Annotated in this window: 9 protein-coding genes; 2 read left to right on the top strand and 7 right to left on the bottom strand. The window is 72.5% G+C overall.

Annotated features, from left to right (window positions below; genetic code table 11):
- The coding region (locus RYN42_RS17810) for a DUF349 domain-containing protein (RefSeq protein WP_315098190.1) at window positions 1-1,304 on the top strand (1,304 nt) is incomplete at its 5' end.
- Window positions 1,305-1,414: 110 nt separating this feature from the next.
- Window positions 1,415-1,975: a hypothetical protein gene (locus RYN42_RS17805; RefSeq protein WP_315098188.1), complete on the top strand. Its 561-nt coding sequence runs from the start codon at window positions 1,415-1,417 to the stop codon at window positions 1,973-1,975.
- 2 nt (window positions 1,976-1,977) lie between these two features.
- Here RYN42_RS17805 and RYN42_RS17800 read toward each other — a convergent pair whose 3' ends face one another.
- The 7 genes from RYN42_RS17800 to ruvA form a co-directional block, all read right to left on the bottom strand.
- The gene (locus RYN42_RS17800) at window positions 1,978-4,302 is read right to left on the bottom strand and encodes a bifunctional (p)ppGpp synthetase/guanosine-3',5'-bis(diphosphate) 3'-pyrophosphohydrolase (protein ID WP_315098186.1); all 2,325 of its coding nucleotides are present in this window, start codon (window positions 4,300-4,302) and stop codon (window positions 1,978-1,980) included.
- Between the two features lie 79 nt (window positions 4,303-4,381).
- Window positions 4,382-4,960: an adenine phosphoribosyltransferase gene (locus RYN42_RS17795; protein ID WP_315098184.1), complete on the bottom strand. Its 579-nt coding sequence runs from the start codon at window positions 4,958-4,960 to the stop codon at window positions 4,382-4,384.
- Window positions 4,957-6,051, bottom strand: coding sequence for a protein translocase subunit SecF (gene secF / locus RYN42_RS17790; protein WP_315098182.1), 1,095 nt, complete (start codon window positions 6,049-6,051; stop codon window positions 4,957-4,959). The genes RYN42_RS17795 and secF overlap by 4 nt, the downstream gene beginning before the upstream one ends.
- Window positions 6,051-7,955: a protein translocase subunit SecD gene (gene secD, locus RYN42_RS17785; RefSeq protein WP_315098180.1), complete on the bottom strand. Its 1,905-nt coding sequence runs from the start codon at window positions 7,953-7,955 to the stop codon at window positions 6,051-6,053. The genes secF and secD overlap by 1 nt, the downstream gene beginning before the upstream one ends.
- 84 nt (window positions 7,956-8,039) lie before the next feature.
- A complete protein-coding gene (yajC, locus tag RYN42_RS17780) occupies window positions 8,040-8,465 on the bottom strand; it encodes a preprotein translocase subunit YajC (RefSeq protein WP_315098178.1) in 426 nt (141 codons plus the stop codon).
- A 107-nt stretch (window positions 8,466-8,572) separates the two neighbouring features.
- Entirely contained in the window at window positions 8,573-9,631 is a 1,059-nt protein-coding gene (gene ruvB / locus RYN42_RS17775; RefSeq protein WP_315098176.1) for a Holliday junction branch migration DNA helicase RuvB, read from the bottom strand.
- Window positions 9,624-10,235: a Holliday junction branch migration protein RuvA gene (ruvA, locus tag RYN42_RS17770; protein ID WP_315098174.1), complete on the bottom strand. Its 612-nt coding sequence runs from the start codon at window positions 10,233-10,235 to the stop codon at window positions 9,624-9,626. The genes ruvB and ruvA overlap by 8 nt, the downstream gene beginning before the upstream one ends.
- Window positions 10,236-10,392 lie beyond the last annotated feature (157 nt).

Below are 10,392 nucleotides of genomic sequence, written 5' to 3'. Positions count from 1 at the left end.
CGGCCGCCCCGGCTGCTCCCGTCGCTCCCCCGCAGGACGCCGCGGAGGCCGCGCACGCGGCCACGTTCGGCAGCGTGGACGAGGAGGGCAACGTGTCCGTCCGCGAGGCGACCGGCGAGCGCGTCGTCGGTCAGTACCCGGGCGCGACGACCGAGGAGGCACTCGCGCTCTACGTGCGCCGCTTCCTCGACCTGCAGGCCAAGGTCACGCTGTTCGAGGCTCGCCTGGCCGCGACGGACCTGTCCGTCAAGGAGATCGACCAGACGCTGTCCCGGCTCACCGACGAGGTGGCCGAGCCCGCCGCGGTCGGTGACCTGGACGGGCTGCGTGCACGCCTGGAGGCGCTGCGAGCCACCGCGGCCGAGCGTCGCGCCGCGGCCGAGGTCGAGCGCGCGGCTGCCCGCGAGGCTGCGGTCGCCGCCCGCACGGAGATCGTCGAGCAGGCTGAGCGGATCGCCTCCACGGACCCGTCCCGGATCCAGTGGCGGCCGGCCGGCGAGCAGCTGCGTCTCCTGCTGGACCAGTGGAAGGAGGCCCAGCGCAGCGGACCGCGTCTGGACCGGCCGACCGAGGAGTCGCTCTGGAAGCGGTTCAGCCACGCGCGCACCACCTTCGACCGGGAGCGACGGCACTTCTTCGCCGAGCTGGAGACGCGCAACGCCTCCGCCAAGCAGGTCAAGGAGTCGCTGGTCGCCCAGGCCGAGAAGCTCCAGTCGAGCACCGACTGGGGCGCCACCGCGGGCGTGTTCCGGGACCTCATGGCCGAGTGGAAGGCCGCCGGTCGCGCCAGTCGCGCCGACGACGACGCCCTGTGGGCCCGGTTCCGTGCTGCGCAGGACGCGTTCTTCGCCGCACGGGACGCCCAGTCGGCCGCCACCGACGAGGAGTTCCGCGCCAACCTGGCGGTCAAGGAGGCCCTGCTCGTCGAGGCGGAGGCGCTCCTGCCGGTCACGGACCTGGCCGCGGCCAAGTCGGCGCTGCACCGGATCCAGGACCGGTGGGAGGCCGCCGGCAAGGTGCCGCGGGCGGACGTGCAGCGCGTCGAGGGCCGCCTGCGCGCGGTGGAGACCGCGGTGCGCGAGACCGACCAGGCCCAGTGGCGCCGGAGCAACCCCGAGACGCGCGCGCGCGCCGAAGGGGCCGCCGCCCAGCTGGAGCAGGCCATCGCCGGGCTCGAGGCCGACCTCGACCGCGCGAAGTCCGTCGGCGACGCGCGCAAGATCGCCGACGCCCAGGCGGCTCTGGACGCCCGCCGGTCCTGGCTCGAGCAGGTGCAGCGCGCCGCGCAGGACGCCCGCGGCTGACCCGCCGCACGTGACGGAGGAGGCCCCCGCCCGACCCGGCGGGGGCCTCGTCCGTCCACAGATCCACCACGGGCGAGCACGGGTCGCCGCTGGGCCGCCATGCTGCTGCGGTGAGCGCCAGCCTCGACGAGTATCGAGCCACCCCGCCGGTCCTGCCCCGGACCGTCAGCCGCGACGACGTCGGCGCCGCCGCGTGGTTCGGGCTGCTGCGGGACGGGGTCGTCCGCCTCGTGTGGGGTGACGTCGCGATCGCGGCCGACCTGTCGGACACGCCGGAGCTGCGAGCCGTGGCGCTGGCGCCGCTGGTCCCCGCCCGCGGTGTCGTCGGCCGCCGGACCGCCGCGTGGGTGCACACCGGCTGCTACCCGCCGGTCCGCGTCGAGGTGCTCGTCCGCACCGGGACCCGCCGGACCGACCCCCACCCCGCTCGCGTGGCCGCCGAGGCGGCGCTCCCCGCCCACGAGGTCGTCCGTGTCGGCGCGCTGCGGGCCACGTCCGTCCAGCGCACCGGCGCCGACGTCGCGCGGATACTCCCCTCGGACGAGGCGATGCCGGTGCTGCGGGCGCTCCGGACGGCCGGGTTCGACCCGGAGTCGGCACTGGAGCAGCTGGCGCGGCTGCACGGCCAGCGCGGGGTCCAGCGAGCACGTGCGACGCTGCGCGACCTCTGAGGTCAGGCGCGGATCGCCGGTTCCTCGGCGGCCTTGGCCCCGGTGATGCGGTAGACGTCGAACACGCCCTCCACCTTGCGCACGGCCGCCAGGACCGAGGCCAAATGGGACGGCTCGGCCATCTCGAACACGAACCGCGAGAGCGCCACTCGGTCCCGGGAGGTCGAGACGGACGCCGAGAGGATGTTCACGTGCGAGTCGGACAGCACGCGCGTGACGTCGGACAGCAGCCTGCTGCGGTCGAGTGCCTCCACCTGGATCTGCACCAGGAACAGCGAGGTGCTGTTGTGGCTCCACTCCACGTCGACCATGCGCTCGGGCTCGGTGCGCAGGCTCGCGACGTTGATGCAGTCGCTGCGGTGCACGCTCACCCCGGCGCCCCGCGTCACGAACCCCACGATCTCGTCGCCGGGCACGGGCGTGCAGCACTTGGCCAGCTTGACCCAGATGTCGTCGACGCCCTTGACCACGACCCCGGGGTCGCCGGTGCGGACCCGGCGCTGCGTCTGCCCGGGCCGGGCGACCTCCGCCAGGTCCTCCTCGGCCGCCGGCTCCCCGCCCATGGACTGGACGAGCCGTTGCACGACCGTGCCGGCGGAGACCTGACCCTCACCGATCGCCGCGTACAGGGCGGACACGTCGGCGTAGCGCATCTCGTTGGCCAGGGCCACGAGCGACTCGTGGGACAGCAGCCGCTGGATGGGCAGGTTCTGCTTGCGCATCGCCTTGGCGATCGCGTCCTTGCCGTGCTCGATCGCCTCCTCGCGGCGCTCCTTGGAGAACCACTGGCGGATCTTGTTGCGCGCGCGGGGACTCTTGACGAACCCCAGCCAGTCGCGGGACGGCCCGGCCGTCTCGGACTTCGAGGTGAAGACGTCGACGACGTCGCCGTTCTCCAGCGACGAGTCCAGCGGCACCAGGCGGCCGTTGACCCGCGCGCCCATGGTGCGGTGGCCGACCTCGGTGTGCACGGCGTACGCGAAGTCGACGGGCGTCGAGCCGGAGGGCAGCCCGATGACGTCGCCCTTGGGCGTGAAGACGTAGACCTCGGACCCGGCGATCTCGAACCGCAGGGAGTCGAGGAACTCGCTGGGGTCGGCGGTCTCCTTCTGCCAGTCCACCAGCTGCCGCAGCCACTGCATGTCGTTGCCGGCGGAGTCCTTGTCGGCCGCGCTGGCGTTCTTCGCGCTCTCCTTGTACTTCCAGTGCGCGGCGACGCCGTACTCGGCCCGGCGGTGCATGTCGTGCGTGCGGATCTGGATCTCGACGGGCTTGCCGCCCGGACCGATCACCGTGGTGTGCAGCGACTGGTACAGGTTGAACTTGGGCATCGCGATGTAGTCCTTGAACCGGCCCGGGACCGGGTTCCACCGCGCGTGCAGAGCCCCGAGCGCCGCGTAGCAGTCCCGCACCGAGTCGACCAGCACCCGCACCCCGACCAGGTCGTAGATGTCGGCGAAGTCTCGACCGCGCACGATCATCTTCTGGTAGATCGAGTAGTAGTGCTTGGGCCGACCCGTCACCGTCGCCTTGATCTTCGCCTTGCCCAGGTCCGCGCCCACCTGCTCACGGACCGTCGCCAGGTACTCCTCGCGGGCCGGTGCGCGCTCGGCCACCAGGTGCACGATCTCGTCGTAGACCTTGGGGTACAGGGTCGCGAACGACAGGTCCTCGAGCTCCCACTTGATCGTGTTCATGCCGAGCCGGTGGGCCAGGGGCGCGTAGATCTCGAGCGTCTCGCGGGCCTTCTTCTCGGCCGACGCCGCCGCGACGAACTTCCAGGTGCGGGCGTTGTGCAGCCGGTCGGCCAGCTTGATGACCAGCACGCGGATGTCCCGCGACATGGCGACGACCATCTTGCGGACCGTCTCGGCCTGCGCGGCGTCGCCGTACGTCACCTTGTCCAGCTTGGTCACGCCGTCGACCAGCATGGCGATCTCGGGGCCGAACTCGCGTCGCAGCTGGTCGAGGGAGTACTCGGTGTCCTCGACGGTGTCGTGCAGCAGCGCGGCGGCGAGCGTGGAGGGGGTCATGCCCAGCTCGGCCAGGATCGTCGCGACGGCCACCGGGTGGGTGATGTACGGGTCACCGCTCTTGCGCAGCTGCCCCCGGTGCGCCTTCTCGGCCACCACGTACGCCTGCTCGACCACCGCGAGGTCAGCCTTCGGGTGGTTGGTGCGCGCCGCCTGCAGGACGGGCTCGATGGCGGGGAACGCGGCACCGCTGCGGGCGCCGAACCGGCCCAGGCGCGAGCGCATGCGGCTCGACGGGGAGTCGGCCTGAGCAGCCGGGACACCGGTCTCGGGCGTGCGGACGTCCTCGCTCATCACACCCCCTCCCACGGTCGAGGCGACAGTCTACGACCGCGCGACCGGTGGGACGGCCACGGTGCGGCGGGACAGCTGCTCAGGGCACCGCGACCAGGACGTCGATCGGGTGGCCCGTCAGCAGGTCGCGACCGCGCAGCGACTCCAGCTCCACGAGGAACGACAGACCCACGATGTCGGCGCCGCACCGTTGCAGCAGCGCCACCGTGGCCGCCGCGGTGCCGCCCGTGGCCAGCACGTCGTCGATGACGAGCACGCGGGCGCCGGCCGGGACCGTGGCGGGGTGGATCTCGATGGTCGCCGTGCCGTACTCGAGCTCGTAGGACTGGGACGCGGTCGGGCCGGGGAGCTTGCCGGCCTTGCGCACGGGGAGCACCCCGGCGCCGAGCGCGACCGCCACGGGCGCCGCGAGCAGGAACCCGCGGGCCTCCATCCCGGCCACCAGGTCGACCTGGCCGTCCACGCGTCCGGCGATCTCCGCGATCACGTCCGCGAACGCGGAGGCGTCCGCCAGCAGCGGCATGATGTCGCGGAAGAGGATGCCCGGCTGCGGGTAGTCGGGGACGAGGCGGACCAGCTCGTCGATCCGGCGCAGCACCGCCGCACGTCCGGCGGGGGCGCCCGAGGGCACCCCCACCGAGCGGTCGGGAACGCTCACCGCTTCCGCTTCGGCTGCGCGGCGAAGCCCTGGTGGGCACCGGGCGTGAGGGCACCCACCGCGACGCGCACCTGGCCGGCGCTGTCGGGCTCGACGTCCCCGGCCGCCGCCCGCGCAGCGCGGGCGTCGAGGACCTTCTTCGTGTGCTCGCGGATCGCAGGCTCCCGCTCCCGCAGCGCCACCTCGAACGGGGTAGCCAGGAAGATCGAGGAGAACGTGCCGATCAGCATGCCGATGAACAGGGCGAGCGCGATGTCCCGCAGCGTGCCCGCGCCGAGGATGAAGGCACCCACGAACAGGATCGCCGTGACTGGCAGCAGCGCGACCACCGAGGTGTTGATCGAGCGCACCAGCGTCTGGTTGACCGCCAGGTTCGCCTTCTCGCCGTAGGTGTACCGCGACTGGAGCAGCGTGTCGGCGGTGTTCTCGCGGACCTTGTCGAAGACGACGACGGTGTCGTAGATCGAGTACCCGAGGATGGTGAGGAAGCCGATGACCGTGGCCGGCGTGACCTCCCAGCCGACGCCGGCGTACGTGCCGACGGTGATGATCAGGTCGTGGAACAGCGCGATGAGCGCCGCGGCCGCCATCCGCCAGTTGCGGAAGTAGATCGTCATGACCACCGCGACGAACAGCAGGAACACCACGATGCCGGTGATGGCCTTCTGGGAGATGTCCTTGCCCCAGGACGGCCCGATGAACGAGCTCGTGACGTTGGTCGCCTCCGAGACGTCGAACGCCGCCGCGAGGGCGTTCTTGACCTCGGTCACCTCAGCGTTGGTCAGGGTCGACGTCTGGATCCGCAGCGCGCTCGAGCCGACCGTCGTGACCTTCGGCTGCTCGTCCGGCGAGATCGCGAGGACCGTGTCGATGGCCAGCTGCTGGTCGGTCTCGCTGACCTCCGAGACGACGAACTCGGAGCCTCCCCGGAACTCGATGCCGGGGTTCAGGCCGGGCCGGACGAGCAGCACGGCGGAGAGGAGCACGAGCACGGTGGAGATCGTGAACCAGATCCTGCGCCGGCCGACGATGTCGTAGGACCGACGGCCGGTGTAGAGGTCGTTGCCCCACTGGGCGAATCCGGAGGCCATCAGTGCTCGTTCCCCTCGGTGCGCCCGGACTCGGGCTCGGAGTCCTGGGTGGGCGCGTCGACCGGGGTGTCGGTCGCCGCGGTCGTGCGCTGCGCCTCACGGGCCGCCGCGCGTCGCTCGGCGATCGTCAGGCCGCTCGTGCCGGCCCCGACGGGGACCGGCACGCGGGGCGTCGGCTCGGCGTCGACCGGTGCGTCCTCGACGGCCGCGTCCTGCGGCTCGGTGGTGCGCGGGCCGGTGGCGACGCGGCCGCGGCCGACGTACCGCGTGGACTCGGGTGCGCCGAGACGGCGGGGGTCCAGGCCCGAGAGCCGGTGGCCCTGGCCGAAGAACTTGGTCCGCGCGACGAGCTGCATGAGCGGGTGCGTGAACATGAAGACCACGAGCACGTCGATCAGCGTCGTGAGCCCGAGCGTGAACGCGAAACCACGGACGCTTCCGACGGCCAGCAGGTAGAGCACGATGGCGGCCAGGAAGTTCACCGCGTCGGACGCCAGGATGGTCCGGCGCGCACGCTCCCAGCCGCGGTCGACGGCCGCCACCAGGGTGCGACCCTCCCGCAGCTCGTCACGGATGCGTTCGAAGTACACGATGAACGAGTCGGCCGTGATGCCGATGGCCACGATGAGGCCGGCGACACCGGGCAGCGAGAGCCGGTAGCCCTGCGTCCAGGACAGCAGCGTGATGATGCCGTACGTGAGCGCACCGGCGACGACGAGGGACGCCACGGTCACCAGGCCGAGCGCGCGGTACTGCAGGAGCGAGTAGAGGACGACGAGCCCCAGGCCGATGAGCCCGGCGAGCAGACCCTTCTCCAGCTGCTCGGACCCGAGCGTCGCCGAGATCTGCTCCTCGCTCTCCACCGTGAACGTCAGCGGCAGCGAGCCGAAGTTGAGCTGGTTGGCCAGGCTGGCCGCCGTCTCGCGCGTGAAGGTGCCGGAGATCTCCGCCTTGCCGTCCGCGATGATCACGCCGGTGTCCAGGCTGGGGGCCGAGATCACGAGGCCGTCGAGCACCATCGCGAACTGGTTCAGCGGCGGCGTCCCGGCCAGGCCCTGCAGCCGCGTCGTGACGTCGGTGAACTGCGTGGTGCCCGCGTTGTCGAACGCGATGTTGACCACCCACAGGTTGCCCTGACCGCCGCTGGGCAGCGAGTTCAGGCCCGAGGTCGCGCTGGAGATCCGCGCACCCTCGATCTCGACCGGACCAAGGATGTACTTCGCGCTGCCGTCCTGGCCGCACGTGACGAAGGCCTTGTCCACGTCGCCGGTCTCTCCACCGGTGAGGCTGGCGGGGTCCGTGCAGTCCAGCACGTCGTACCGGGCCTGGACCGCCGGGGTGACGTAGTACGCGGTGTCGCTGGGGTTGTCCGGCGCCGCCTTGCCGGGCTCGTCCGACGGCTCCTCCGCAGCGGTAGTGGCCGTGGGCGTCGGCACCGGCGCGGCCGGGTCGGTCGCCGCGGCGGTCTCCGTGGGCTCCGGGGTCGCGGTCGACGTGTCCGTCGGCGTCGGGTTGCCGATCGCCAGCACGGGCCGGAACGCCATCTGCGCGGACGTCCGGACCAGCTCGAGCGTCTCCTCGCTCGGGTTCCCGGGGAGCGCGACCACGATCTTGCCGCCGCTCTGGCTCGTGATCTCCGCCTCGGCGACACCGGAGGAGTCGACACGCTGGCGGATCACGTCGATCGCCTGCGCGATCGTCGCCGAGGAGATGTCCGCGTTGTTCTCCGCGACCGGGGTCAGGATCAGCTGCGTCCCGCCCTCGAGGTCGAGCGCGAGGTTCGGCGTCAACGAGGCGGTGGACCACTTGGTCCCCGCGGCGATGGTGCCGAGGAGCGCGAAGATGAGGACGCCGAGCACGACGAGCGTGCGTGCGGGCCTCTGGCGGCGGGTGGGAGGAGCCAACGGAGTTCTTCTCTCGTGCGCGCACCGACCGCGCAGGCGGCCGGTGGGGTCGAGGTCCGGGCGTCGTCACCCGGACCGAACGGTCTACTTGCTGTCCGGCTCCCCGTCCTTGCGGACCGGCGGCATCGAGGACAGGTCGTCCGGGACGTCGATCACGTCATCGTTCGCGTGGCTGATGCGGTCGGCATCGTCCACCACGTCGTCCTCGTCCTCGAGCTCGTCCTCGTACTCGCTCTCGTCGGCGTCGTCGATCTCGTCGACCGGCGGCTCGATCTTCTTGGCGATCGCGGCGCGGATCCAGCGCGTGTGGGCGCCGGGGCTCGACTCGAGCGTGATGACGTCGTCCTCCACGTCCACGACCGTGCCCAGCAGGCCCGAGGCGGTCATGACCTCGTCGCCCGGCTCGAGGTTGTTGCGGAACTCCTGCGCCGCGCGCTGCTGCTTGCGGGTACGGCTCGACATGAGCCAGAGAGCGCCCAGGGCGATGGCCATGATGATGAGAAGTTCCACAGCGGTACGGCTCCGATCGGGGTGGTGTGTCCGCCGCAGTCTAGGCGCAGCGGCTCCCCGCTCCAACGCACGACGACCGGGGAGGGTTCCGCGCGACGGGAAGGGGCTCAGCCGAACAGTGTGCCCGATCCGTGGGGCACCTCGAGGCCGAGATGAGCCCAGGCTGCGGGGAGTGCGACGCGGCCGCGGGGTGTGCGTCCGACCAGTCCCTCCCGCACGAGGAAAGGCTCCGCGACCGTCTCCACCGTCTCCGGCTCCTCGCCGACGGCCACCGCCAGCGTGGTCAGGCCGACCGGCCCTCCGCCGAAGCGCGTGCACAGTGCCGTGAGGACCGCCCGGTCGAGCCGGTCCAGCCCGAGGTCGTCGACCTCGTAGACCTCCAGCGCGGCCTTGGCGGCGACGAGGCTCAGCGTGCCGTCCCCGCGCACCTCCGCCCAGTCCCGCACGCGCCTGAGCAGGCGGTTCGCGATGCGCGGGGTGCCGCGCGACCGGGACGAGAGCTCCGCGGCGGCCGACGGGTCCAGCTGCACCCCGAGCAGCCCCGCGGAGCGGACCAGGACGCGCTCGAGCTCGTCCGAGGAGTAGAAGTCGAGGTGCGCGGTGAAGCCGAACCGGTCCCGCAGCGGCGCCGGGAGGAGCCCGGCGCGGGTGGTGGCACCGACGACCGTGAACGGCGGGAGCGTCAGCGGGATCGCGCTGGCACCGGCTCCCTTGCCCACGATGACGTCGACGCGGAAGTCCTCCATGGCCATGTAGAGGAGCTCCTCGGCGGGCCGGGCCAGCCGGTGGATCTCGTCGAGGAAGAGGACCTCGCCCTCCTCGAGGGAGGACAGGACAGCTGCCAGGTCGCCCGCATGCTGGATGGCCGGTCCGCTGGTGACCCGCAGCGGAGCGCCCATCTCGGCCGCGATGATCATCGCCAGCGTGGTCTTGCCCAGCCCGGGCGGACCCGAGAGCAGGACGTGGTCGGGCGCTTTCCCGCGGCCCCGCGCGGCGTCGAGGACGAGGGAGAGCTGGTCGCGCACCACCCTCTGCCCGACGAACTCCTCCAGCCTGCGCGGACGCAGCGCCGCCTCGGCCGCACGCTCGAGGTCGTCGGCGCCGGACCGGACGAGCGACTCGGCGGCGAAGCGCTCGGTCACCAGCTCGTCGTGCTCGTCAGCCATGCCCGCCACCCAGCGTCCGGAGCGCGGCGCGCAGCACCCCGGCGACCTCGTCGGCCGCGATCGGCCCCTCGGTGCCCTCCAGGACCGTGGACACCGCGTCGCCGGCCGCACGGGCGTTCCAGCCGAGGCCGACCAGGGCCTCGACCACCTGGTCGCGCCGGTCGCCGCCGACCACGGCGGCGGAGGGTGCCGAGACGGTGGTCGGCACCCCGATCCGGTCCTTGAGCTCGAGCACGATCCGCTGGGCGCCCTTGAGGCCGATGCCGGGCACCCGCTGGAGCGCCTTGAGGTCCTCGTCGAGCACCGCGCGGCGCAGTCCGTCCGGCGTGTGCACGGCGAGCATCGCCAGGGCGAGCCGGGGACCGACGCCGCTGACCGTCTGCACCGTCTCGAACACCTCGCGCTCGTCGGCGTCGGCGAACCCGAACAGGGTCAGCGAGTCCTCCCGCACCACCAGCGAGGTCGCCAGCCGCGCGGTCGACCCCACGCGCAGCCCGGCGAGCGTGGCCGGCGTGGCGTGCAGCAATAGGCCCACTCCCCCGACCTCGACCACCGCGGAGTCGAGCCGCACCCCTTGCACCGTGCCGTGGACCGACGCGATCACCGGCCACCTCCCTCGTCCGTCCGCCGTCTGCTGAGCGACACTCTGGCACACGCAGGCGAACAGGTGTACGAAGACACGCGGTCAGCCGCGGCGCCGGGCGGCCTGCTCTGCCGTCGCCCACGCCCGCTGCGCGGCGGTCAACGCGCCGGGCGCACGC

Origin of the sequence: uncultured Cellulomonas sp., assembly GCF_963527515.1 — a bacterium.
In the GTDB taxonomy this organism is placed as follows: Bacteria; Actinomycetota; Actinomycetes; order Actinomycetales; family Cellulomonadaceae; genus Cellulomonas.
The sequence above is the reverse complement of the archived record's forward strand: the minus strand, read 5'-3'. Positions and strand labels throughout refer to the sequence as shown.

Excerpts from the sequence above, each read along its gene's own strand:
- ruvB (WP_315098176.1), bottom strand. The coding sequence starts at position 9,631 with ATGGCTGACGAGCACGACGAGCTGGTGACCGAGCGCTTCGCCGCCGAG.
- RYN42_RS17800 (WP_315098186.1), bottom strand. The coding sequence starts at position 4,302 with ATGAGCGAGGACGTCCGCACGCCCGAGACCGGTGTCCCGGCTGCTCAG.
- secF (WP_315098182.1), bottom strand. The coding sequence starts at position 6,051 with ATGGCCTCCGGATTCGCCCAGTGGGGCAACGACCTCTACACCGGCCGT.